Genomic DNA, 23,158 nt, shown 5'->3' with positions numbered 1-23,158 from the left:
AAGTGCGGAGGCCCGAGGTCATGAGTACCGGCCGGAACCTGATCACCACCCCCGTCACCGCCGACTTCCTGCGCGGACACCTCGACGTGGAGGTGACAGCCCGAGGTCTGCTGCCGCACCGGCTGCCCGCCCGGGCGCGCCGTCAGATCCCCGACGACCGGCTGGCCGTCGCAGAGGCCCAACCCTCCGGTGTCCGGCTGGCCTTCCGCACGAGCGCCACCACCATCGACCTGGACACCCTGCCCACCAAGCGGGTCTACGCGGGCTTCCCACCTCCGCCCGACGGCGTCTACGACCTCCGGGTCGACGGCCTGCTCACCGCCCGGACCACCGTGCCCGGCGGGAACCTGTGCACCATCACCGACATGCAGACCCAGACCGCGCACCTCACCCAGGGCCCGGCCGGCACCGCCCACTTCACCGACCTCCCCGCCGGCGAGAAGAACATCGAGATCTGGCTCCCGCACACGGAGATCACCGAGGTCATCGCCCTGCGGACCGACGCCCCCGTCACCTCGGCCCCCGACACGGGGCGCCGAGTGTGGCTGCACCACGGAAGCTCCATCAGCCACGGATCCAACGCCGCCTCCCCCAGCACCATCTGGCCCGCCCTGGCCGCCTCCGCGGGCGACGTGGAGCTGGTCAACCTCGGATTCGGCGGCAGCGCACTGGCCGACCCGTTCACCGCACGGGCGATGCGCGACACCCCCGCAGACCTGATCAGCGTCAAGCTCGGCATCAACATCGTCAACACCGACGCCATGCGCCTGCGCGCCTTCGCCCCCGCCGTCCACGGCTTCCTCGACACCATCCGCGAGGGCCACCCCACGACCCCCCTGCTGCTGATCTCGCCGATCCTCTGCCCGACCCACGAGAACACCCCCGGACCGCTCGTGCCGGACCTCTCCAGCGGAACACTGAAGTACAAGGCCACCGGCGACCCGGGCGAAACCGCCGCCGGACGGCTGACGCTCACGATCGTCCGCGACGTCCTGGCCGACATCGTCGAGCAGCGGTCCGCCGAAGACCCCCACCTCCACCACCTCAACGGACTCGACCTCTACGGCGACACCGACCACGACCGGTTCCCGCTGCCGGACGCGCTCCACCCCAGCCCCGAAGGCCACCAGCGGATTGCCGAGAACTTCGCGAAACTCGCCTTCGCGGACAACGGACCCTTCGCCGCAACGACCAGCTGAGGCACTGTAGGACGCCGCCGAGGCCCGATGCGCCCTCCGACCCCGCCGACCCCGACCCCCTCCACGCATGGAAGCCCCGTTTCCGAAGCGGGGCTCGGCACGTCGAAACCCCGTGATCGGTTCTGCCCCGGATCGCTAGCATCAGGCGATGCCGACGATCGACAGCCTGATACCGGAGCGCGGCGCCCCCGACCCCGCCGCCCTGCGCGCCTACGACCCCGACGCCCTCTCCCGCTACGTGCTGGACGTCCGCCCCCTCCGTCACGGTGCCGCTCATGATGTGCCGACCTGCTGGTTCGGCGTGGACCGCTCCACCCTCCCCCGCGCCATCGGCGAGATGAGGCCCCCGCTCGCCGAGCGGGGATGCACGATCAGCCCCGGCGCCCACCGCCCGCTTCCGCGGCTGAGAGGCTGGTTGGTCTGGTGACGCTCATGCCGCAACGGGACTATCTCCAGGATGAGTTAAGGCTGGGGCACCTCGTCGTCTGCCTTGCCCAACGGCGAGGGATGCCGTCAGCACACAACGGCTGGTGAGTACCAGGCTGTTTTCGAGGTCGGTGAGGGCTGGCCGCTGCGGCTGCGCCCTGCTCGTACGGGGGTGGTCCCTCGCGTATGCGGGTCGGCATCTGGTTGCGGGACACCGTGGATGTCGAGCCGATGTCGACGGCGAGCTCGTTCACAGCCAGTTCGGCCCGTCGGACCATTCAGCCAGGTCGATGCTGGGCCGGCGCAGCTGCGCCTCGATGCCGTCGGCTGGTGGCAGCGGGAGAGAAGTCGTCAGCACCCCGGTGCCGGACCGCCGCCGGGGGAGACCTACCGGATGGAAGTGCCGCTGCGGCGCACGACGGACTGGGCTGGTGGGGGAGGGGCGGGCACGGCGCACGGCGTCCGCGCATATGCCCCGTGGCGCACAGAAGTAACTTCTGCTCGTGGGATTGTCGGCCTGAAGTAGGGGCACCCGGTGGCCAGGAGGTTGATGACAATGGTTCCCCTGCTTTTGGTTCTTCTGCTGGCTCTGATCCTGTTCGGTGCGGGTTTCGCGTTGAAGGCGCTGTGGTGGATCGCAGTGATCGTGCTCGTCGTGTGGGTGCTGGGCTTCGTCGTCCGTACCGCGGACAGCGGCGGCCGCAAGGGCCGGTGGTATCGCTGGTAGGCGGCGCGAGGGGCGTTACGCGCGCGAGGTGAGGAGGGGCCCGGCCGAATACGGCCGGGCCCCTCCTTGCGGCGGTGACGGGGGCATCCCTCGTCAGGTGCCGGGTCCGTCAGGCAGTCTGCCTGGTTGCGGAGAGGCTGTGTGGGAGGCTTCTGGGCGCGGTTCTTTCAGCCGTTCGTGGTGCTGGTGGGTGGTGCGAGGGTGAGCAGGCCGCAGCCGTAGCCCTGGGAGTGGCCGATGCCGGTGATGAGGGCGCGGGCGAGGGCGAGGGGGCCGGTGACGCGGGGGTGGCCTTCGTAAGTGGTGGTGTCGATGGTGACTTTCGTGGTGCCGGTCTTCACGCCGGCCTCGGTGGTGAGGTCTTTGTGGAAGACGTGTCTGTCCTGGCGGGCGGTCTGGGCGGGGTTGAGGAGTCCTGTGCGTTGGGTGCTCATGACGGGCGAGGTGGTGAGCGTCATGGTCACCATCCGAGGAGTGCGAGGGCGTCGTCACCAGCAGGGCAGCCCCCTCCGGCTCGCAACGCTCAGTCACTGCTACACGGGACCCGTGCCAGAACCCCACTTTGGGCAGCGCCCCGGCTCGTGACTGTTCGACTGGGGGACGACGGTCGAAAGAGGCATGAGCGCGGCAGGTCGAGCAGTGCGCCGAAGGGGGTTGAGGTGTCAGGCATGGACGACCGGACCAAGGACGTCTTGGCACCACTGGCGGAATCCGGTGGCGGCGGCGGTGCCGGCATCTCGGGTTTCGGCGTCGTAGATCCCGTCGTTCTGCGCCTGGACCATGTCGGCCACGTCCTGCGCCAGCGCCGGGCTCGCACCGCGCTGCACCATCGTGGCCTGGAAGTCGGCGAGCGGGGCCTGTCGACAGCGCACGGTGCGACCCAGGGTCTGGGAGATGGCGTCGGCCATGGCGTCGGGGGTCAGGTCGTCGGGGCCGACCAAGGGGACGCGTACCTGGCCGCTCCAGGAGGCGTCGAGAAGGAGGGCTGCGGCGGCATCGGCGACGTCTTGAGTGGCGACGGTCAGCAGGGGCCGGTCGACAGCGTTCGCCATGGTGATCGTTCCGCACTCCTTGATTTCCTGGGCCTGGCGGAGCAGGTTCTCCATGAAGAACGGCAGGGCCAGGGCCCTGTAGGGAACGCCGCTGGCTTCGATCATCTCGTCCATGGCCAGCGCGGCCGACAGGAGCCCGGCCTTGCCCGGGTATCCGCGTCCCAAGGAGGTGACGCCCACCATGCGCACGTCCCGCCTCGCGGCCTCTTGGGCGGCATGCCGGGTGAAGTCCAGGTAGTGGTGCCTGGCGTCGCCGGCATCGCGGAAACCGGCCGGCGGCACGAGCCAGAACATCCGGTCGGCGCCCTCGAGCGCCTTGGCGATCGTGTCGGCGTCACCGTGAGAGCCCTGCACGATCTCTGCGCTTGCACGTACGCGCTTCGGCAGGCGGGAGGGATCGCGGACGATCACACGGACTGCCTCCCCGGCGTCCAAGAGCCTGTTCACGACCTGTCGGCCGATGTCACCGGTGGGTGTGGTGATGACGATCATGACGTACCTCCGCGAAAGACGCTCCGGCGGCGACAGCTGCGGATGTCGCCGCCCCCGAGTACAACCCGGCAGGACGGCGAACGGGAAAGACCGACTCGATCAGCATTGATACCCTGACGGTATGAGTGATCTGGAGGTGCGACAGCTGCGGTATTTCGTCGCCGTCGCGGAGGAACTGCACTTCGGGCGCGCCGCTGAGCGACTGGGCATGGCGCAGCCTCCGTTGTCCCGCGCGATCCGGGAGCTGGAGAGGCAGCTCGACGTCACTCTGTTCCGGCGCACCACGCGGCAGGTGGAACTCACCACGGCCGGCGAGGTCTTGCTGCACGATGCCCGCAGGGCGCTGGAGACGGTCACCGCTGCCGCCCACCGAGTCCGGGAGGCGGGCCGTTCGTCGCCGCGACTGCGCATCGCCCTCAAAGCCGACATCGACGGCGGTCTGCTGCCGCGGCTCCTGGACACCTACAACGCCGACGACGCCTCACTGCCGCCGGAACTGGTCCTCGGAGGCTTCGGAGAGCAGCCGCAGGCTCTGCGGGACGGCCGCGCCGACGTGGGACTCGTCCTGTCACCGTTCGACGACCGCGGACTGGACAGCGAGCCGCTGCTGACCGAACCGCTCCTTGTCGCCCTGGCCGCCGCCGACCCGCTGGCCGCACAGGCCGCGCTCTGCCTTGACGACCTGACCGGCCGCACGACCCCAGGAGGCGTGCCCGCACACCACGGGCGCCCCGTCGAGCAGCTGCCTCGACCCGGCGCGGTACGACCGGCGTCGAACCTGTCCGAGATCTTCAGCCTCGTCGAGACCGGCAGCATCGTCTTCTTCGCGCCCATGTCCGTAGCCCAGCGCTACCCACGTCCCGGCATCTCCTACCGCCCGGTCGGCGACCTGCCCGACGCCACCCTGTCCGTCGCCTGGCCCCAGGACGCCCGCTCCCCAGCCGTCGCCGCCTTCGTGCGCGCGGCCTGCACGGTCGCAGCCGTCCCGCACGTACAAGCAGAAACGCTCATGCAGACCACACAACCCTGACCCGCGCCCGACAGTCGAGGATCGGCTCGACTCCACGGAAGTCGTGCCGGAGCTCCGGTTCGGGAGGCACCTGGGCAGCGTGAAGGATTCGAACCGGTCCCTCGATGAGGAGGAGCAGGCCGACGGCGATCAGGAGCAGGGGCAGCAGGATGTGGCCCCGCACCACGCAGCAACGAGCGCGAGGAACACGGCGGCCTACGCGCTCATCTCGCCGACGCCGGCAGTGGTGAAGACGGATATGTAGACGCCGATGTTGTCGCCGCCGTTGGCGAAGGTGATCCCCGCGACCTCCAGTGGGCCCGGCCCGCCTTGCTTGCGAACTGGTGCGTGATAGCGGGTCAGGCGCCGTGCCCGGTGGGTGACATGATCCGGTTGCGGTGATCATGGTCGATCGGGCGGTGCCGGCGCATCGGCTGTTCACGGGAATCTCGCAGCGTCATCTGGCCTGCCTGGTGCATGGGTTGGCGGCGTCCTGAGAGGCCTGACTCGAGGGCCGCCGTCACGCCGTCCGGGGCGGGCAAGAAAGCGGGCCGCTGGTGCCGGCGCCCGACACCTACCGGGCCATCGCCGGCCTCGTCTCCGACCGCACCGCCAACGCCTGACCACGACCCCCATCAGGCAAACACAGCCCCACAGCCATCACATACCAACTCGCTGCTGATCGTTTCAGAATGAGTTCGGTACAGGAACGTGGCGGTCGAGCTTGGCGGCGGCAGAGTGGTGCGGATGCCAGATGATCTTGTGACTGATGACCTGCGGAAACGCGTTGCTCCGCTGCTGCCGTCCCGACCTGCGCGGCGTCATCGGCATCCGGGGCGGCTGCCCGCGGATGGCCGAGCGGCTCTGCGGGGCGTCGCTCGCGTCCTGCACAAGAACGTGAGCTGGGGAGACGTCCCTGCAGAGCGGACCGGCTGCAGTGCAGCGGACGGGCCCGTACATGCCGACGGCTCCCGCCCCGTGGATAACGGGAGAAGGAGCCGTTCGGGGCTGTAGGGCGTGCGCCTGGGGTCGATCAGGCGTGGCGGTGGGTGTGTCGGTTGCCGGTGATGAGGCGGTAGAGGGCGAGGAGGATGACGGAGCCGACGATGGCGGCGATCCAGGTGGATATCTCGAAGAAGCCGTCAATGGAGTCCACGCCGAAGATGACCTTGCCGAGCCAGCCTCCGAGCAGGCCGCCGGCGATGCCGATGAGCATGGTGATGATGATGCCGCCGGGGTCCTTGCCCGGCATCAGGGCCTTGGCGATGGCGCCGGCGATCAGACCGATGAGGATCCACGCGATGATGCCCATAACGCCTCTCCACTTCGTCGCATAAAGACTGTGTTAGCCCAACGTCTGCGCCGATCTCGTCCAGGCAAACCTCCCCTCCGGCATCGAAGCCCTGCCGGTCCACGGTTCGAGAGGCACCCCGGAACGTCGCAAAGGCAGCCAGGACCTATTGCGACCTGCAGAGACGGGGCCGGAGGTGTGGCCGCGGATGGGGACCAGGCGAAACGGACGCCCTTCGTTTCCACGGGTCACTCCACGAGGGCAAGCCGTTCCCGTACGAGGACACACCTTTCCCACGCGATAGCCGTGGAGAAGAGGCCCCTCCATTGCTGGGGCCGGTGCTGGACGGTCTTCTGCCGGATATCCACGGGTAGCGGCCGAGGAGGTCGACGACGCCACCCTGATCGCCGGATTCGGCCGGTGGTTCGGAGGTCGGGTGCTGTACGCCCCGTGCCTTTCCGTCGCCGACTGACCGGTACGGAGCGCCGGAGGATCCAAGAAATGGTTTGCCGGCCCGGTGCCTGTGTGTCACCGTTCGGCCTGGACCGGCAGTTGATCATCGGCGACCGGTCGATGCCGACATGTCGGCGGCCTCTTGGGGATCCACCGGAGGGGTGACGAAACGATGGGAACCGGTGCCGTGGGGAACAGTTACGAGGACGAGTGTCGCCGGTCATTGGCCGAGGAGCAGGCGAAGAGCCTTGCCCAGACCAATGACTGGGAACACGTGGACAGGGAGCGGGTCCACCAGGACTGGGACGTCCTGTACCGGGAGATCACGGCTTTCCTGGACGGCGGCTCCCTGCCCGGGGACCAGCAGATCCAGGAGCTCGTCCGCAGGCACTTCGACATCGTCTGCCGGTTCTACACCCCCTCCAGGGAGGCTTACGTCGGCATGTCGCTCTTCTACGCCGAGGACGAGGCCATGAGGGCGTTCCACGATTCCTACCACCCCGAGATGGCGGACTTCATGGGCGCCGCGATCAAGGTGTTCGCCGAACAGGGGAGCGGGTTCGCCCCCGGCGCAGGGGCCGAGGCTTCGGCGTAGTCGGGCGACACGGGCCAGGACATGCAGGGGCGGGTGCGCCGTAGCCGTATACCCGGCAGTCATGATCAGGTCGTAGTGACCGGCGAGAACGGCGCAGGAGTCGGCCGCATTCCACACCGTGGTCAACGCAAGCGCCGGCTGATGGGGCAGATCGAGCTGACCGGGCGTGCGGTCTGCGGAACATCGTGACGACCTCGGCGAAGGTGATGCCGTCCCGGCCGGGCGTGGGGGCGGGGTGCCTGTGGCTACCGTGGTTACTGGTTCTCCTCCGGGGGCCTGCTGGCCGACGGGGCTTGCTCACCGTCTTCGGGTGGCGGTCCTCCGGCTGGGCCCCGCCGGCCGTTTCCTTGCGTGCGACGGGAGCCGGTCAAGCGGCCGGCTCCGTGCGCGCGGCGTGCAGGGCGTCGTCGAGGGTGTCGGCGGTGCAGTCGTCGGGGTCGGTCGGAATTCGTCGGCCCGGGACGGCGCCGGTGCCGGCGGGCGCGGTCAGGCCGAGCCGGAGGCAGCCGGTGGCCGGGCGGTGGACGGTCGGGTACAGCTCCCCTCAGGTCGACGGAGGGCGGCGAGGCGGTGGCACGGCCCGCAGCAGCTCCCACAGGGGCCGTGAGCCGCTCGCCCATTCGCCCAGCATGGTGCGGTCGACCAGGTGCAGCCGCTGGGAGCGGGCGAAGTCGAGCGCAGGTTTGGAGAACCGGCCGTTGGTGACGAGCACGACGACGTCGCCCTTGTGCACCGGCCGTCCGGTGCCGTTGAGGACCTGCAGGTCCGGGGTGCCCACCGCGGCCCCGGACAGCCCGGCCCGCCGGTGCTTGCACTGGATCACCCAGCGCCGCCCGTAGGGGTCGGTCGCCTTCACGTCCGCGCCGTTGTCCCCGGCGCCGCCGACCTGCACCGCGTTCGCGCACCCGTCGCGCCGCATCAGGTCCCGCACCGCGTGCTCGAACTGCCGGTGGTGCAGCGCGTCCAGCTGCGTCAGCGCGTACCGCAGCCCCCGGGAACGCACCCGCTCCCACCGTGCGGCCCGCTGCCGGGCGACCGTCCAGGCCGCCACCGCCCCGCCGGCGAGGAGCACCAGGACGATCGGGACCCACGGGTGCGCGCGCACGAAGTCGACCACCGCCGCGATGACGGCCGCCGCGATGATCAGGCCGCCCAGGGCGAGAAGGAGCTGCTCGGTGCCGTCGGCCTTCCGCGACCGCCGCCGGGCCGGGCGCCGGCTCACCGCCCGTCCCCGTTCCGGTCCCACTTGATCGGGTACGACACCGTCGGCACCGGACGCGGCGCGGTCTGTTCCCACTCCGGCCGGCGGATCGGATACGACACGGTCGGGGCCGGCGCCGGGGCCTGGCGGGGCGCCGTCTTCTCCCCACCCGGCCACTTGATCGGGTACGTCACCGCCGACGAGGACCGCGGCGCCGGTAACCGCCCCGTGCCCGTCCCGCTGTCCGTCGACGTGCCGGAGCCGCCGAAGAGGAACACGACCGCCACGATCCCGATCGCCAGCGCAGTCTGCTGACTCGTCCCCGCCGGCGCCCTCCAGTGCGCCCGCACCACTGTCCCGTCCTGCTTGGTGTACCCCTTGACGAACGGCAAGGCCGAAGCCCCCTCCCCTTGATCGAGCGCGCGCTTCCCGCGCAATCGACCAATGTAGGGGCCGCCACTGACAGCGGGTCACCTACCGGCCACCCGCCGTGATCTTGAACCCTCGGCGGGGGCCGCGTGGCGGAAGCCGCGACGTGGCCCGGCCGTCCGAAGGCCGCGTGACCGCACGCCGCGTCCTCGGCACCGGGCCGCAGGTCCCCGACCGCATCCGTGCCGTCCAGGCCGACCTGCTCGGTGAGCCTCCCGGCTTCCGCCTCCCCGACCAGGAGGAGCTGCGCGGCCGCGGTGTGCTCGGCCTCCGTCCCCCGGTCGCCTTGGGGTGGCGCCGCCCGCTCGGATCCGGCGGTGCGGACCGACCCGTGACGGCAGCACCGGCATGCCGAGCCGGACCGCCGTCCTGGCACGTCGATGCCTCGGTGACGCCGTCGGCGAGGCCGCGGGCATGGGTGAAGGCGGTCAGGGCGGCGCCGGCAGGGCCGGAGCGGGTGCGGGTCGATGCCGATGCCGATCCGCCGGGGCCGGGCGGCGAACTCGGCGCGTATGTGTCGTACGGGCGCCGGGGCGGGGCAACCGTGGAGATGACGCCGACGTCGCCGTGCTCGCCGATCACGTGCCCGTGTACGGCGGCGGCCCCGACCTCTAGCGCGCGCGGGCAGTCGAACACCTTGGCGGACAGGCGCGCCAGGATGCCGAGGGGGCTAGTGATCACCCTCGTCACGCCGGGGTGGCCGGGCAACCGATGTACTCGCTGCTGATGCAGCTGCGCAGCATCCCCTTCCTGCCCCGCCCCGGTATCCCAGCGGGTCCCCGACGGCAGGAGGCGCCCCATCGAGTTCTACCGGCGGTAGAATCGCGGTATGGGCAAGCCGACGAGCATCAAGACCAGCGAGGCCGTCCGTGACCGACTGCGGCTGCTGGCGGAGGAACGTGGCACGACGATCACCGACCTGATCGAGGAGCTGGCGTCGAAGGAGCTCACCGCCGCCGAGCGTGAGCAGCGCGCCGCCGAGGCCGCGGCCGAGCTCGGCGTCGAGTTCACCGAACAGGTGAAGCAGGCCGGCCGGGACGCCTGGGCGAAGATCCGCGCCCACCAGGGCCGGGCCGCGTGAACCTGACCGCGGTCCTCGACCACTCCGCCCTGACCGCGCTGTACCAGGCGGACCCGTTCTTCACCGGGCTGTACATCGAGGCATCGCGCGGCACCGGCCGCATCCTCGTCCCCTCCCTGGCCGCGCTCGCCGCCGAGCGCCGGGTTCCCGGAGCCGGCAAGCACGCCACCGGACTCCGCTTCTCCGAGAGCGTCGCGTTCACCGCCGGCCACGCCGTCGACGCCATGGCCTGGCCCGATACGGAGTGGCCGGTCGCCCATGCCGCGGCCGTCGCCTGGAACGCGGTCCGCGAGGGCGAGCCCGTCACCGTCCTGTCGCTGGTGCCCGACCTGTACGCGACCACCGGCATCGTCCCGCTCGACCCGACGCCGTAGCGAGCGTCGGCCTCCAGGGAGGCGTGCGCGCAGGACGCGCAACCGATTGCCTCCGGGATATGCCGACTCTGCTGCGCGGCGATGCCTCGATGCTCCACCGTGGATGCGGGCGGCCCGCTCGGAGCACCCTGCGCCGGCGAGGAGGCGAACCGGGACGACCTGGAAGCGTGACGGGTTCGAGTCGCACGAGGGCGAGGTCGGGGCGCCGCCGGCTGACAGCACCGAGCCGGGCCCGGTCCACTTCGATCTGGGCAGCGGCGGCCACCTCCACGAGTCGACGGACTGGTGGACGTACGACGGATCGTTCCGCAGACCGACGCCGACGGCGATGCGGGGCAGGTGCACCTGCGGATGGCGCGGCGGGCGCACCTTCCCGATCGACTGGCGGCACGTCGACCGCGACGACCTCGATGCCTACGACACCTCCGGGCCCGAGCTGGACTGGAAGGCTCACGTGGGCGGGGTCGCCGCCCGCGCGGTGCCACTGCCGGAGGGCCTGGTCGGCCTGCTGTGGCAGGTGCACGAGCACCTGGACCGGCTCGTCGACGGCCATCCGCTCACCGTGGTGAAAGCCGCCGACGAGCTGGAGGCGGCCGTCGCCCTCGCCGAGGAGCAGTCGGACGCACTCCGGTGACCGTGCATCGAGTGGACCCGACACCGACGTCCGGCAGGTACCGACCATGCCGAAGCAGCGAGGTCTTCCCACAGCACGTCGGCCGCCATCTCCCCGACCACGGTGGTGCCGTGCTCGGCCGTTCGCGACGGTGGACACCGATCGCCGGCAAGGCCCGACCCGGGGCTCGCTCCGCAACGCCGTCGACGTGGTGCCGACGGGGCAGCCCGCTGCCACGGCACCGTCCGGCGCCCTGCGTCGGAACGGGCGTCCGTCCCCGCCCGCGGGCCGGGGCGTCGGTGTCAGGCGATGGTGCCGCCGCCGTCGACGTAGACCGTCGAGCCCGTGGTGTACGGGTTGTCGGCGAGGAAGAGGACGGCGGCCGCGGCGTCGGCCGGGGTGCCGACACGACCGACCGGGAGGCGGCCGGCCGCCGCCTCGTACATGGCGTCGCGCGCCTCGGCGGTGAGGCCGCCCCACAGGGGGGTGCGCAGCAGACCGGGTGACACGGCGTTGACCCGGAGCGGGGCGTACTCCAGGGCCAGGCCGCGGACGAGGGCCTCCATGGCGGCGTTGACCGCGCTCTGCAGGGCGGAGGCCTTGCCGGGACGCTGTGAGAGGTAGCCGGCGACCAGGGTCAAAGAGCCCTCGGGGTCGATCGTGACCGAGCGCGCGATGCGGTAGGCGCCCCAGAACTTGCTGTCCATGGCCGCGTACGCGTCCGCCAGCGGGAGCGCGTCGACGCGCCCCATGGGGGTTTCGGCGGCGGACACGACGACGTGGTCGAAGGTGCCGGCGGCCGCGGCGAACTCCTCGACCTGGGTGTCGGAACGGATGTCGAGGGCCTGGGCGGTGGACTTGCCCGCGAGCGGGGCGAGTGCGGCGAGGGCGGCCTGGATCTTGTGGGGCGAGCGGGAGGCGATGACGGTCTCGGCTCCGCGCTCGGCGAACGCGCGGGCGGTGGCGAGGCCGACGCCGGAGGTGCCGCCGACGATCAGGGCGCGCCGGCCCTCGTAGCTGGTCATGGTGTTCGACTCCTGGTGGGGTGCGTCGGGTGGGGTGGGTGGACGGGTGGTGTCAGGCGTGCTCTGAGCGGGCCCGGGCGTAGGAGGCGCGGTCCAGTTCGGTGACCTGGACGGAGACGTCGCAGCTGGTCTCGCTCATGGTGCGGGCGAAGGCCCGGGTGAGGACGGCGAGTGCCGCTTCGGCGATGGCGGCCCTGTTCTCGGGGGACTTGCCGGCGAAGGTCCGTACGTCGAGGTTGGCGAAGGACTGCTCGCGGCTGCCGTCGCCGACGGCGTAGGTGTCCAGGCGGAGGGCCCGGCTCTTGAAGTCCTGGGGGCGGAAGCCCCCGGCGGCGGAGAGGGCGGTGTGGATCTCGGCGAGGACGGCGGTGGGGTCGAAGGAGTCGCGGACGTTGCCCGAGTACTCCAGGACGAGGTGCGGCACGGCGGGCCTTTCGGGTCGGGTGGTGGTCAGCGCATGGCGGGGGTCAGCGCGTGGCGGGGGCCGCGGCGCGGGTGGCGGGCGCGGGGACCTGGGCCCTGCGGATCCCGGTGGCGCTCAGTACGGCGGCCACGGCCAGCGCGACGACGGCGGAGACGAGGGCGGCGCGCAGCCCGGTCAGGAAGTGCCCGGAGGCGGCCTGGCCGACGAGGAGCCCCATGACGGCGACGCCGATGAGGCCGCCCAGCTGGCGGGAGGCGTTGAGCACGCCGGAGGCGATGCCGGCGTTGGTCGGGTCCACCGCGCCGAGCATGGCGTTGGTCATGGCGGGGACGACAAGGCCGATGCCGAATCCTGCGACGAGGAACTGGACGATCACTGCCGGGTACGAGCCGGATCCGACGGCCGGGACGACGGTCAGGTAGCCGACTGCGGCGAGGATGTTGCCGGTGAGCAGTACGGTGCGCGCGCCGTACCGCTTGACCAGCGGGCCGCAGGCCAGGTTGGCGGCCATGATGGTGCCGGTCATGGGCAGGAACGCGAGTCCGGCGGTGATGGGCGAGTAGTCCCACACCTGCTGGAAGAAGAGACTGAAGACGAAGATGAGGCCGTAGAAGGCGAAGTTGAGCAGGACGCCGATGAGCGAGGTGGCGCTGAACGCCCGGCGGCCGAAGAGGTGCAGGGGCAGCATCGGGTCGGCGCTGCGGCGCTCGACGGTCAGGAAGCCGATCAGGGCGGTGGCGAACACGGCCAGGCAGGCGATGACGAGGGCGGAGCCCCAACCCCGGGTGTTGGCCTCGACGATGGCGGCGGTCAGCGCGCCGAGGCCGGCGATGGCGAGCAGCTGGCCGGGCAGGTCGAGCGAGCGGCGGCGCGAGGGGTCGCGGGGCGGGGCGGCCTGGGCGTAGCGCTGGGTGAGGAGGATGCCGACGGCGGCGATGGGAATGTTGACGTAGAAGATCGAGCGCCAGCCGAGGGAGTCGACCAGGACTCCGCCGACGACGGGCCCGAGGGCCAGTGCGAGGCCGCCGGCGGCGGCCCAGAGGCTGACGGCGCGGGTGCGCCGGGCCGGGTCGGGGAAGTTGGTGTTCACCAGGGAGAGCGAGGACGGCACGATCAGGGCGGCGCCGACTCCCTGGAGGACGCGGGCCGCGATCAGGGCGACGAGCGTGGGAGCGGCCCCGCAGGCCAGGGAGGTCACGGCGAAGAGCGCGAAGCCCGCGACGAAGATGCGCCGGGGGGCGAAACGGTCGCCGAGGGCGCCTGCGGTGAGGAGGAAGGCGGCGAAGGTGAGGGTGTAGCCGTTGATGACCCATTCCAGGCCGGAGAGGCTGCCGCCGAATTCGGCGGTGAGGGCCTTGGTGGCGACGTTGACGACGCTGACGTCGAGGATGACGACCACGAAGCCCAGGCAGGCGGCGAAGAGGGTGGGGCCGGGCCGGGTCGCGGCGGGGGGTTCATGGCGAGTCACGTGCTCGTCCTTCCGTGGAGGGCTGGGGGAGCGAGGGGGTGGGGTGGGGTGGGGAGACGGGGCGCGGTGCGGGTCCGTCAGGCCGGGCGGCGCGGGAACAGGGCGGCAGCCGTAGAATGTTCGTTACGAGACGAACACTCGGGAGTGTACGCACACCGTCGAACACTCTGCAATCGGTGACCGGCGCGATCCGGTCACCCCGACGGACGGAGAACCGCCATGACGGCAGCGGGCGCACCCCCCGGCCCGGGCCCGGGCCACCGGCTCCCGCCGGTCCACACCGATCCGGCCGAGGTACCGCTGGAGGCGGCCCTGCTCGCGCTCGCCGACCCGGTCCGGCGCACGCTCGTACGGGAACTCGCCGAAGCCGGCGACTGGGAGCGCTCCTGCGGGAGCTTCGACGTCCCGGTGACCAAGGCCACCCTGAGCAGGCATTTCGCGGTCCTGCGGGACGCCGGGCTCCTGGAGCAGCGCGATGCCGGGCCCAAGCGGCTCAACCGGCTGCGTCGGCCGGAGTTCGACGCGCGCTTCCCCGGCCTGCTGGAGCTGGCGCTGCGGACGGACTGACGCCGAGCCGAGCGTCCGGCCGCAGAAGGCGCGCGTGCAGGTCCCGGGCCACCGCCCGCGCCGTCGCGGAGCCCGTGGCCGGGGTCCCGTGGGCCAGGGCGAGGGAGAGCGCCCCGGCGAAGGTCGAGGCGTGCAGGACCAGCCCGTAGTTGGCGCCGGTGCGGTTGACGACCGTACGGAACCCGGTGACGCGGCCCGCGTGCGCGCCGAGCGCCGGATCGACGACACCGACGTTGGTGAGGCAGATCCCGGGGGCCTCGGCCGCGTCCGCGGCCCGGGCCACGGCCCGGCGGATCTCGGCGTGCCCGCGCCGGGGCGGCCGCCACCGCGCGTCCGCGTCCCGCAGCGCCGCGCCGTACCGCCGGGCGGTCTCGGCGGTGCCGTCGGCGTGCGGCACCACCGGGACGCCGACCACGCTGATGAAGCAGCCGACGTCGGGCAGCGGGCCCGGGTAGCGGCCCCGCAGGGAGACCGCGGTCAGCAGCCGGACGTCCGTACGGCCCGCGACCCGGGTCCAGGACTCGGCGAAGGCGGCACCCAGGAACTGATTGACCGTCACCCCCTCGGCCCGGCACCAGGACCTCAGCTCCGCGGTCTGCCGCGCGGACAGCTCCAGCGCGGTGAAGTCGGCCGCACGGTCGGCCCACCGGGCGGCCGCGTCGAACGGCACGGGTGCCGGGTCGGCCGCCCACGGCACGGCCGCGGGGGCGGGCGCGGACGGCGGCCGGTACTCCAGCGCGTCCGCGTCGGGGGGAAGCCGGTGCACGTCCTCGAAGGGCCCGGCACCGGCGGGCGCCGGACGCGGGTCCGCGGCAAGGTCCCGGCCGGGATCGAAGCCGGGGTGGTCGGACAGGTGGTCGAGGAGCACCCGCAGGACCGCTCCCGTCGAATGCCCGTCCGAGACGGCGTGGTTGCGGGTGAAGAACAGGTGGGTCTCTCCCGCCGCCCGGACGGCGCGCAGCCGCCACAGCGGCCCCCCGGCGGGCAGGATCTCGTTCAGCTCCGCCCGCAGGACGTCGTCGGGGGTCCCGGCCCCGGGGGGCGGCCCGCACCGCAGCCGGCCCGCCTCCCCTCCCGGCGCCTCCCGGAACCACAGCCCGTCGGGTCGCTCCTCGATCCGCAGCCGGAGCAGGGGTACGTCCTGCTCCCAGCGGAGCACCGCCCGCTCCAGGGCGGCGTCCGGCACGGCCCCCCGCAGGGACAGCCGGGTGGTGACCTGCGTGGTGCCGGCCATCAGGTCGTGGGTGTACGCGAACGCCGCCTCGACGTCGCTGAGCCGGCGCGGCGCACTCGCCGCGCTCACCGCCCCCACCCTTGCCCGCCGCTCCCGGCGGCGGGCCCGACCCAGGCCAGCGGGTGCTCGAACCGGACCCCGTGGCTGGTCACGTCGATGGTGACCCGGTCGCCGTCGGCGGTGCGGAAACCACCGTGGAAACTGCTGCGGTCGGCGCCGATGTACACGTAGTGCACCCGGCCCGGCCGGTGCAGGGAGCGGTGGGCGAACAGGCGGTCCATCATGGCCGCCACGTCGTAGTGGATGGCGTCGCTGCCGGTGGTGAAGGATCCCTTCCACGCCGGGCCGCCGGCGCGCTCGATCACGACCTCGCCGGTCGCCGTGCGCGGCGGGGGGCCCAGGTGCAACCAGGGGGTGATGCCCGCGTCGCACAGCTTGGCGTACGAGAGGTGGCCGGCGTGCTGCTTGAAGCGGCCGATGTCGGTCAGGTCGTTGCCGAAGGTGTGGCCCGCGTAGCGCGGTACGCCCTGCGCGTCGCCCACGTACACGAGGACGACCTCGGCCTCCTCGCACACGGCGACGGCGTCGGCCGGCACCGAGAGGGGCTCTCCCGGCATCCGGAGGATGTCGCCGAGGCCTTTGACGAACCAGTTGGGCTGGCCCTGCGTGTCGGTGTCGATCTTGACGTTGTGGGTCATCATGAAGCCGCTGACCAGGGCGTCACCGATGTGAGCGGGCAGCAGGGGCGGACGGGTGCGCACCAGGTGGCGCGCCTCCGCGGCCACTTCGACGGCGGGCCGGTCGGCCAGGAGAGCGGTGAGCGCGGCGGTCCGCTCCTCCTCGTCGGCGCCGCCCGCGAGCAGTGCGGCGAGGTCGTCCTCCTCGCGCAGGCGGTGCAGGCGGAGCGGAGCGTCGGCGTCGGGGATGCCCAGACCTATGTGGCGGGCCTGGTCGTGGATGCATTCGAAGAGCACCGTCACGGTGGGAACTCCTGGGGCGTCGGGGCGGGTGGGGCGGTGGGAAGCGGGGGGACGGGGTGCGGGAGACGCGGCCGGAGGGTCAGTCCATGAGGATCTCGACGAGGACCGGCCCCCGGTGGGCCTTCAGGTGCCGGACCGCCTCACTGACGGTGGGGGCGGCGTCGCCGATCTTCTCGACGCGGGGCAGCGCGTGGATCCCGTACGACCGGGCCATGGTCACGAAGTCGACGGGGTTGTCGTAGAAGCTGGTGGCGATGTGCGCGCGGTCGATGTCGCGGTCGCGGTTGCCCGCGATGCGCTCGGCGTGCTGCGTGGAGTTGAGGTAGAGGCGGTTGTTCATGACGACGACGAGCAACGGCGCCTGCTGCGCGGCCAGCGTCCACAGGGCGCTGGGCGTGTAGAGGAAGTCGCCGTCCGACTGGAGGTCGATGCACAGGGCGTCGGTGTCGCGGTGGGCGAGCGCGGCTCCGACGGAGGCGCCCAAGCCGTAGCCGAGGCCGCCACCGCCGTTGAGTCCGAGGTAGCTGCCGGGGCGCTCCAGCGGCCACAGCTTCTTGACCCAGCCGTCGACGGTCAGGCTGCCGGTGTTGGTGAGGACCCACTCCTCGTCCCGGACCGCCCGGTGGATCTCGTCGACGGCGCCGGCCACGTGGATGTGCTCGCGCTGCTTGAACTCCTCGGCCTGGCGCGCCCAGTCGGCGCGGGCGCGTGTGTGGGCGTCGGCGAGGGCGGCGGCGCGCCGGTCGCGGCGCTCGGTGAAGTCGGGGGTGGTGAAGGGGCCCGCCGGGTCCTCGGCCACGGCGCACAGGGCGTCGAGGGAGGCCCGGGTGTCGGCGGCGACGGACCGGGTGACGGGCACGAACTGCTGGTAGTCGGCGGCCCACTTGCTGGTGAGCAGGTCGTTGAAGCCGATGGTGACGACGTCGGCGCCGTTGGCGGGCAGTCCCTGGTCGGTCAGGGGGAGGAAGGAGCCGAGCGCTCCGACGAGGTCCTGCACCTCCAGGGCGATGACGAGGTCGGCGTCGGCGACCACGTCGGTGCTGGTGTGGCTGATGTTGAGGGGGTGCGTGGAGGGGAAGTTGAGGCGGTTGCCGCGGTCGACGACGGCCAGGCCGAACGCTTCGGCGATCGCCACGAGGGGGGGCCACCGTCTCGGGGTCGCGGCCGGAGAAGTCCACGACGAGGACCGGCGTGCGGGCGGCGAGCAGCCGCCCGGCGAGGTCCTCCACCGTCTGCCGGTCGAGCGGGGGCAGCCGGGTCGGCTCCGCAGCGCACTCCTGGGCCGGCGATGCGTTCGCCGAAAATCTGGACGCGGCCGACCAGGGCCCCGGGGAGTGGGTGCTGCGGCCCCGGAAGCCGCTTGCCGGTGCGTCTCCGAGTGGGTCGGCACGAAGCCGCGCCGAGGTCCTTCCATGGTCCGGGGCGAGGCCGACACGCTCGCGCCGTACGCCGACGGCCCGTGCGAGGAATCGATCGCCCACCACATACCCGCCTCCTGAAACAGGCAGGCCCCGCCGACTCGGCGGGGCCTGCCTGTTTCGGCTCGTCCGGCACCGTCGGCTAGAGCAGCCCGATGAGGTCGGCCACCCAACGGCCCCAGACGTTCCCGCTCGGCAACCACGGGATGGTGAGGCTGGCGACGACGGCGGCAACCACACCGACGACTTGGAGCACGTGCACCCTGAGCCGCGTCCGATGAGAGGGCGACGGCAGCGCGAACTCGAACCAGAGCACGACGGAGGCGATCAAGGTGATGACGGCGAAGAGGACCAGTTTCCAGATCGCTGGACCGGGGTCCGCCTGGAGAGCCGTGGTGAAAGCCGCCCATATCGTCGCCACGCCGCCGAGGATCGCCGAACGCGCCGCGTACCAGCGCCAGCCCACGGCCTCGGAATGCGCTGTGAGAGCCAGGTCGAGGTTCCCGTCGTCGGCGCCGGACTCGATCGGGTCGAGACCCGCGACGGGCACCGGATCCGCCACCGGAACCGTCCCGGTGTCGGCGGGGTCCAGGGACGTGGTGGCGCCGGCAAGCGTCGGTGGTGCGGCACTCAGCTTGCTCTCGGCGTCCTCAGAGGTGGGCAAGCTTCCAACGACGCCTTCTTCACGCAGCACTCTGATTCGGGCGCGCAGAAAAGCCTCCGTCTCGCTCCGGGTGGCCCCCATCGCCGTCATCAGCTGAACCAACCGGTGCTCGTCGGGGACCGAGGATCCTCTCAGCCACCCGTCGACCGCCATTGCAGCCTGGGTGCGAGAGGTTCCGAAGACGTGTCTGGCGATGCGGCTCTCGCCGTCAGCGTCTGCAAGTCCCACCCGGGCCTGCATGACTCGCAGCCTCGCCGCAAAGCCTTGACGATCGGACACCATGTCCACCTCAGCGGTGAACCAGACCAGCAATCCGTCGTCGGCAGTCGGCTCTGTGAACGTGTCCACCTGCCCTTGGACGGTCAACCTGTAGAGGGCAGCGGTAAACGCGGCGGTCTCTTCCGGTGTGGCGCCCATCGCCGTCACCAGTTCGCCCAGGCCCCGAGAGGTCTGGGGGAGGACTTCTCCGGTGATCCACCCCAAGACCGCGCCGGCAGGCAGCGGTGGTTCGTGGCTTTCTTGCGCGCGGTTGACGATGTCGGTCATGGCCGCCACCGTCCACATCACGTCGGCCCGGTCCCGCAGCACCTGCAGTTGTCGTCCCAGATCTTCGGGGAACGACGCTGTGGCCAGCGCGGTGACAATCTCGTTCGCCGCCGCTGGAAGCGCGGTGTCCGCGCTGGTCAGAGGGTTGTTCGCATTGTCCGGTCCAGGCGGGCGGACAACGACGTCGGCCTTCTGCGGGTCATCCTCCGGCCGGCTGGCAACGACCTGCCCCTCGACCACCGTGGGGGCGTTTGAGACCTTCGAGGACTGGTCCAGACCCAGCTCTGAGCGCAGCTCGTCCAGCTCCTCGTCCTGCGCGGCGAGTTGGTCCTCGGCCGCCTGCAGGACTTCGGCGATCCGGTCCATGGACGGCGGCTCCATGCCGCCTCCTGCCGGCTGCGGCAGCAGATCCCCGGTGCCGAGGGGCACGTTCGTGGTTCCGCGCACCTGAGCCTGCGCCCTCGCTACCTTCGCCTCGGCGGCCAGGCGCAGATCGTAGGCTTCCTGAGCCGCCCGACGGGCGTGCTGCAACTGGCCCTCCGCCTGCACGCGGAACTGCTCCGACTGTTCGAGAGCGTGCTGGAGGTCGCGTGCCTCGCGTGCCTCCTGCAGGGCACGGTCCCGCTCCGCGGTGAGCTGGATGGACTGGCCCTGCAGAAACGACACCATGTCCTGGAGCTGGGTGCACCGCTTCTCGGACTCGGCGAGCTTGCGCATCGCCTCCATCTGCTGGAGCCGGGCGTCGTCGAGACGGAGGAAGACGTCCGCGAGCGCGACCGGCATCGGTGCCCGGCCGTGGTGCACGCCCGCTACAGCGGGCGCGATCTGCGGGGCCGGCTGCCGCTCCGCTTCCTGCGCGGCGGCCAGGAGCCGGTGTCCGTTCTCCCGTACGCGCTCGCGCATGTCCTGGGGAACGAGTTTGTCGACGACCTGGTCCAAGAGCTTGTCGGGGATGAGCTTGCTGCCGTTGCGGTAGTCGGTCCACACCGACTTGGAATAGTGAAAGTCCTCCTCCAAAGCCCGGACCGGGACGCCGTTGGTGACTCTGCGGAGCCACCGCGCCAGATCGTTCGCCTCCCCCGTGCGGCCCTTCAGCTCGCTTAACGGTCGTCCCATCCCCGCCCTCGCATCCCGTGTCCCCTGGACAACGCCCCCGTTGTCCGCGATCTATGACCAGTCACCTGGGTTTTCGCAGGTCGCCCCAGGCGAACAATCTCACCACCCCGCACCGTGGGTCTCCAGCCCGATCACCGAACTTCAGGAGGCCCCCGTGCCCACCCCGAACTCCCCCCGTCCGGCCCGCCGCACCTGGGCGTACGGGTTCACCGCCGTCCTGGTCCTCGCCCTGAATCAGGGTTGGCCGGCCGCGGACGTCATCAAGCTCGCCGCCGTCGTCCTGGTCCTCATCGCCGTGGTCGTCGGTGCCGGCTCCAGCGGTGAGTAGGCCCGGCGGCCATCGGAAGGTGCCGGAGCGCCTCCGATCGGCGTACAGCCGCGCTCTCGCTCCGGGCTCCCCGGGGACACGCCGGACCTTCGGGACGCCCGAGGCCATTCACCGGCTGGTGATCTCGGCCGAGGCGGCCTGCACGGTTGCCTCGGCCGGGCCGGTGATGTCCAGGACGACGAGTCCGGACCCGCCGAGGTGGACCGGATCGATCGGTTCCACCAGGTATCCGGCCTATGGCGACGGCCGGCCCCGTGCCCCCTCCCAGCAGGCCCGCTTCCCGGTGCGCAGGAAGTCCGGCCCTGCTCCGACTACGACGGCGCGAAACCGAACACGACCTCCCCCATGGACGTGGCGAGCTCCTGGAGCCGATCCTCGAGACAGACATAGCGCTCCTCCCACACCAGCGCTGCGACACCACCCTCCGCGCCACGGGGGGAGGCCGGGGCGGAAGCGGCCCGGAAGGCGCTCTCCAGCTCTTGGAGAGCCGACTGCGCTGTGTCGGCCACGCTCGTGTTGCCCAGCATGAGCACGTCCTTGTGCAGGCTCCTCCGCACCTCCCGCATCGCCTCCCGCGTCTCATCGGCGGTCGGCGCCGTAGCCGCTGCAAGAGTCCGGGTACCTTCTGCAAGCGCGATGATCTTCTGGACCCCCGCCACGAGGACCACGTGGAAGTGGGCATAGCCCTCACGACGGGCTTCGAACGCACGCCGAGCACTCTCCGCGGCCAATTTCTCGCGCTCCGGACGGGAGGCCTCGTACGCCTGAACCACAGCCGTACGACCGGTGATCAGCGCGCTCGTCGTCACCCCGATCGCGCTCGCCAGCCCCGCAACAGTGGCAGCCGGTACGGCCGCGGCCCCCGCATCCATGACCGGCCCTTCTCCAGGCTTGGCCATGCTCGCGTCGCCAGTTGGCCAGACCAGGCCAGAACTGACTGCTCGCCGCCGGACCGCTGCGCCCTGCGCCATCTTGGGCCTGTCGACCACGCTCCGAGGCCGGCCCCGGGCGCCGCCGTCCTGACCCGATGGAGGACTTCGAGTCCCACTGCGGAACCTGCCGGGAGATCAACGTCATCACCGGGCGGCCGAAGGGGCTCTGGACCGCCCCCCTACGAGCTGCTCGGCGAATGGACGTGCTGGAACTGCGGCACGGTCAACACCACGCCCGACGACTGACCCACCCCGTCACACCACCGCCACCAGGACCGGACCGGATCACGGCCCGGCCCCTCGTGCTGGCCCCACGCTCCCGAGGAGGGCCCCTGCGCACCCCCGCTCCGGCGCCCGCCCCGCGGGCTGCTCCTCGTCAGCCGGTCACTGTGTCGGCATGCCGGTGGACGACCCGCCAGGCGCCGTCTTCCCTGCGGTACACCTGGGTGACGCGCAGCGTGTACGTACGGGGCTGCCCGTCCACGGAGGTGGAGGTGTGTTCCAGGCCGACGGTGTAGGCCATGTCGCCGCTGACGTCGTGGGCCTGCAGCTCGAATGCGTGCGAGGTGCAATCGGAGAAGGTCTTCGCGAGGCTGGTGAAAAGGGCGTCGAGCTCCTTACGGCCCGCGGCGCTGCGCCACGCTCCCAGGACGCTCACCGGCTCGGTGCGCGACCACAGCGCACGTCGGGGAGCGGCGTCGCCGTTGTGCAGCGCGACCTCCGCTTCGTACAACGCGGTCCTGACCCACCTCAGGAAGTCGTCACGATCGGACATGCCTCCATCATCACCCGGCGCCGCGCCTGCGGCCTGCGCCGCCCCGTACAGGGGACCGGACGGGTACCGGCCCCGTGCGAAGCGCCCCCTCCGCACCAGCGGAGGGCGAAGACCGTCAGGACTTGCCCAGGTGACGGGTGCACCCGTCGACGCGGTCGACGGGAAACAGCCGTTGAGCCTGGGCGGCATGCCCGGCCTGCATCAGCGCCGAGGCTTTGCGGACCAGAGGGGCGAGGTCCGTGAGACTGACGCCCCGGTCGTCGGTGAACGTGCGGATCAGGTGGCGGCCGATGCCGGCCTGGATGCTGTAGTGGTTCAGTGCCACTCCACGCGGCGAACGCTCAGGGTCCCACTGGACGTGTACGGCTGCCCGGGCCACCCCCGCCGGGTCGGCGCTCGTCCATGAGGCCCGGGACAGGGCCTCCTCCCCTCCTTCCGGGTGATCCGCACCGCGGGAATACGTTCCTGGCCCGGTTTGCGGGCCCAGGTGCCGCGGTGCATCAGCCACATGAACGACGGCTTGATCCACGTCATCCGGTGAAATGAGAACGGTGCGACGAAGCGGCCCGCCCGCAGTGCCGCGTCAGCGATGACAGGCGAGTACGCCTGATGGACCACGACCGTGCGAGCGTCGTGGTCGGCACGAATCCGATACGGGGCCCCATGCGCCGCCCCCCTGCCACCTGGCCCGCCCGCGCGGCGAGCCGTTTTCCCCCCATCGAGGCAGGACCGATGCGCT

General features: G+C 71.6%; 27 protein-coding genes and 1 pseudogene. 13 read left to right on the top strand and 15 right to left on the bottom strand.

What is annotated here, in order from left to right:
* The first annotated feature begins 20 nt into the window (after positions 1–20).
* The 3 genes from ACZ66Z_RS30525 to ACZ66Z_RS30515 all read left to right on the top strand — a co-directional run bounded on the left by ACZ66Z_RS30525 (position 21) and on the right by ACZ66Z_RS30515 (position 2,352).
* Positions 21–1,199, top strand: coding sequence for a GDSL-type esterase/lipase family protein (locus tag ACZ66Z_RS30525; RefSeq protein ID WP_469938644.1), 1,179 nt, complete (start codon positions 21–23; stop codon positions 1,197–1,199).
* Between the two features lie 148 nt (positions 1,200–1,347).
* A complete protein-coding gene (locus ACZ66Z_RS30520) occupies positions 1,348–1,626 on the top strand; it encodes a hypothetical protein (RefSeq protein ID WP_469938642.1) in 279 nt (92 codons plus the stop codon).
* Positions 1,627–2,181: 555 nt separating this feature from the next.
* Positions 2,182–2,352: a hydrophobic protein gene (locus tag ACZ66Z_RS30515; RefSeq protein WP_467479590.1), complete on the top strand. Its 171-nt coding sequence runs from the start codon at positions 2,182–2,184 to the stop codon at positions 2,350–2,352.
* Between the two features lie 167 nt (positions 2,353–2,519).
* On the opposite strand, the gene ACZ66Z_RS30510 is transcribed toward ACZ66Z_RS30515, so the two are convergent.
* Complete coding sequence (locus ACZ66Z_RS30510; RefSeq protein WP_469938640.1) at positions 2,520–2,810, bottom strand: type I-E CRISPR-associated protein Cas6/Cse3/CasE; 291 nt, start codon at positions 2,808–2,810, stop codon at positions 2,520–2,522.
* A 204-nt stretch (positions 2,811–3,014) separates the two neighbouring features.
* Positions 3,015–3,896 (bottom strand): NmrA family NAD(P)-binding protein, encoded by an 882-nt coding sequence (locus ACZ66Z_RS30505; protein WP_469938639.1) that lies wholly within the window; start codon positions 3,894–3,896, stop codon positions 3,015–3,017.
* 121 nt (positions 3,897–4,017) lie between these two features.
* Between ACZ66Z_RS30505 and ACZ66Z_RS30500 the strand changes: the two genes are divergently transcribed.
* From ACZ66Z_RS30500 to ACZ66Z_RS30490, 3 genes are all read left to right on the top strand, one after another.
* A complete protein-coding gene (locus ACZ66Z_RS30500) occupies positions 4,018–4,926 on the top strand; it encodes a LysR family transcriptional regulator (RefSeq protein ID WP_469938638.1) in 909 nt (302 codons plus the stop codon).
* 79 nt (positions 4,927–5,005) lie between these two features.
* On the top strand, positions 5,006–5,170 hold the full coding sequence (locus ACZ66Z_RS30495; protein WP_469938637.1) for a hypothetical protein: 165 nt from the start codon (positions 5,006–5,008) through the stop codon (positions 5,168–5,170).
* A 504-nt stretch (positions 5,171–5,674) separates the two neighbouring features.
* A complete protein-coding gene (locus ACZ66Z_RS30490) occupies positions 5,675–5,806 on the top strand; it encodes a hypothetical protein (protein WP_469938636.1) in 132 nt (43 codons plus the stop codon).
* A gap of 132 nt (positions 5,807–5,938) precedes the next feature.
* Here ACZ66Z_RS30490 and ACZ66Z_RS30485 read toward each other — a convergent pair whose 3' ends face one another.
* On the bottom strand, positions 5,939–6,217 hold the full coding sequence (locus tag ACZ66Z_RS30485; protein WP_123458838.1) for a GlsB/YeaQ/YmgE family stress response membrane protein: 279 nt from the start codon (positions 6,215–6,217) through the stop codon (positions 5,939–5,941).
* Between the two features lie 619 nt (positions 6,218–6,836).
* Here ACZ66Z_RS30485 and ACZ66Z_RS30480 point away from each other — a divergent pair.
* Entirely contained in the window at positions 6,837–7,244 is a 408-nt protein-coding gene (locus tag ACZ66Z_RS30480; RefSeq protein WP_469938635.1) for a TipAS antibiotic-recognition domain-containing protein, read from the top strand.
* Positions 7,245–7,788: 544 nt separating this feature from the next.
* Here ACZ66Z_RS30480 and ACZ66Z_RS30475 read toward each other — a convergent pair.
* Entirely contained in the window at positions 7,789–8,466 is a 678-nt protein-coding gene (locus ACZ66Z_RS30475; protein ID WP_469938634.1) for a restriction endonuclease, read from the bottom strand.
* Between the two features lie 24 nt (positions 8,467–8,490).
* Here ACZ66Z_RS30475 and ACZ66Z_RS30470 point away from each other — a divergent pair, with 24 nt between their 5' ends.
* The 4 genes from ACZ66Z_RS30470 to ACZ66Z_RS30455 all read left to right on the top strand — a co-directional run bounded on the left by ACZ66Z_RS30470 (position 8,491) and on the right by ACZ66Z_RS30455 (position 10,963).
* Positions 8,491–8,760 (top strand): hypothetical protein, encoded by a 270-nt coding sequence (locus tag ACZ66Z_RS30470; protein ID WP_469938633.1) that lies wholly within the window; start codon positions 8,491–8,493, stop codon positions 8,758–8,760.
* 943 nt (positions 8,761–9,703) lie between these two features.
* Positions 9,704–9,955 carry a hypothetical protein gene (locus tag ACZ66Z_RS30465; RefSeq protein WP_469938632.1) on the top strand — a complete coding sequence of 84 codons (252 nt, stop codon included), beginning with the start codon at positions 9,704–9,706 and terminating at the stop codon, positions 9,953–9,955.
* Positions 9,952–10,329: a PIN domain-containing protein gene (locus ACZ66Z_RS30460; protein WP_469938631.1), complete on the top strand. Its 378-nt coding sequence runs from the start codon at positions 9,952–9,954 to the stop codon at positions 10,327–10,329. The genes ACZ66Z_RS30465 and ACZ66Z_RS30460 overlap by 4 nt, the downstream gene beginning before the upstream one ends.
* Positions 10,330–10,432: 103 nt before the next feature.
* Complete coding sequence (locus tag ACZ66Z_RS30455; protein ID WP_469938629.1) at positions 10,433–10,963, top strand: hypothetical protein; 531 nt, start codon at positions 10,433–10,435, stop codon at positions 10,961–10,963.
* 281 nt (positions 10,964–11,244) lie between these two features.
* Here ACZ66Z_RS30455 and ACZ66Z_RS30450 read toward each other — a convergent pair whose 3' ends face one another.
* The 3 genes from ACZ66Z_RS30450 to ACZ66Z_RS30440 are packed head-to-tail and all read right to left on the bottom strand — an operon-like array spanning position 11,245 to position 13,859.
* The gene (locus ACZ66Z_RS30450) at positions 11,245–11,967 is read right to left on the bottom strand and encodes an SDR family oxidoreductase (RefSeq protein WP_469938628.1); all 723 of its coding nucleotides are present in this window, start codon (positions 11,965–11,967) and stop codon (positions 11,245–11,247) included.
* Between the two features lie 52 nt (positions 11,968–12,019).
* Positions 12,020–12,391 carry a 5-carboxymethyl-2-hydroxymuconate Delta-isomerase gene (locus ACZ66Z_RS30445; RefSeq protein WP_469938627.1) on the bottom strand — a complete coding sequence of 124 codons (372 nt, stop codon included), beginning with the start codon at positions 12,389–12,391 and terminating at the stop codon, positions 12,020–12,022.
* Between the two features lie 43 nt (positions 12,392–12,434).
* Entirely contained in the window at positions 12,435–13,859 is a 1,425-nt protein-coding gene (locus ACZ66Z_RS30440; RefSeq protein ID WP_469938625.1) for an MFS transporter, read from the bottom strand.
* Between the two features lie 219 nt (positions 13,860–14,078).
* Here ACZ66Z_RS30440 and ACZ66Z_RS30435 point away from each other — a divergent pair, with 219 nt between their 5' ends.
* Complete coding sequence (locus tag ACZ66Z_RS30435) at positions 14,079–14,426, top strand: ArsR/SmtB family transcription factor (RefSeq protein WP_469938624.1); 348 nt, start codon at positions 14,079–14,081, stop codon at positions 14,424–14,426.
* On the opposite strand, the gene ACZ66Z_RS30430 is transcribed toward ACZ66Z_RS30435, so the two are convergent.
* The 4 genes from ACZ66Z_RS30430 to ACZ66Z_RS30415 all read right to left on the bottom strand — a co-directional run bounded on the left by ACZ66Z_RS30430 (position 14,353) and on the right by ACZ66Z_RS30415 (position 20,384).
* Entirely contained in the window at positions 14,353–15,729 is a 1,377-nt protein-coding gene (locus ACZ66Z_RS30430; RefSeq protein WP_469938622.1) for a phthiocerol/phthiodiolone dimycocerosyl transferase family protein, read from the bottom strand. The genes ACZ66Z_RS30435 and ACZ66Z_RS30430 overlap by 74 nt on opposite strands.
* Positions 15,726–16,640 carry an FAH family protein gene (locus tag ACZ66Z_RS30425; protein WP_469938621.1) on the bottom strand — a complete coding sequence of 305 codons (915 nt, stop codon included), beginning with the start codon at positions 16,638–16,640 and terminating at the stop codon, positions 15,726–15,728. Before ACZ66Z_RS30425 ends, ACZ66Z_RS30430 begins: the two co-directional genes overlap by 4 nt.
* 79 nt (positions 16,641–16,719) lie before the next feature.
* The gene (locus ACZ66Z_RS30420) at positions 16,720–17,775 is read right to left on the bottom strand and encodes a thiamine pyrophosphate-dependent enzyme (protein WP_469938619.1); all 1,056 of its coding nucleotides are present in this window, start codon (positions 17,773–17,775) and stop codon (positions 16,720–16,722) included.
* A gap of 425 nt (positions 17,776–18,200) precedes the next feature.
* Positions 18,201–20,384, bottom strand: a complete 2,184-nt coding sequence (locus ACZ66Z_RS30415) for a hypothetical protein (protein WP_469938618.1) — start codon at positions 20,382–20,384, stop codon at positions 18,201–18,203.
* Positions 20,385–20,538: 154 nt separating this feature from the next.
* Here ACZ66Z_RS30415 and ACZ66Z_RS30410 point away from each other — a divergent pair, with 154 nt between their 5' ends.
* Positions 20,539–20,712, top strand: a complete 174-nt coding sequence (locus ACZ66Z_RS30410; protein WP_469938616.1) for a hypothetical protein — start codon at positions 20,539–20,541, stop codon at positions 20,710–20,712.
* 108 nt (positions 20,713–20,820) lie between these two features.
* Here the strand turns inward: ACZ66Z_RS30410 and ACZ66Z_RS30405 are convergent, their stop codons facing one another.
* The 4 genes and pseudogenes from ACZ66Z_RS30405 to ACZ66Z_RS30390 form a co-directional block, all read right to left on the bottom strand.
* The gene (locus tag ACZ66Z_RS30405) at positions 20,821–20,934 is read right to left on the bottom strand and encodes a DUF6207 family protein (RefSeq protein ID WP_469938615.1); all 114 of its coding nucleotides are present in this window, start codon (positions 20,932–20,934) and stop codon (positions 20,821–20,823) included.
* Between the two features lie 89 nt (positions 20,935–21,023).
* Positions 21,024–21,584, bottom strand: a complete 561-nt coding sequence (locus ACZ66Z_RS30400; protein WP_469938613.1) for a hypothetical protein — start codon at positions 21,582–21,584, stop codon at positions 21,024–21,026.
* A 436-nt stretch (positions 21,585–22,020) separates the two neighbouring features.
* Positions 22,021–22,419 (bottom strand): YybH family protein, encoded by a 399-nt coding sequence (locus ACZ66Z_RS30395; RefSeq protein WP_469938611.1) that lies wholly within the window; start codon positions 22,417–22,419, stop codon positions 22,021–22,023.
* 115 nt (positions 22,420–22,534) lie between these two features.
* Positions 22,535–23,067, bottom strand: a pseudogene (locus tag ACZ66Z_RS30390) (DUF4291 family protein).
* Positions 23,068–23,158: the final 91 nt, after the last annotated feature.

The sequence above is a fragment of the Streptomyces sp. NPDC107498 genome, assembly GCF_055582805.1.
Note: the sequence above shows the minus strand (reverse complement) of the source record. Positions and strands in the feature narration are given on the sequence as shown.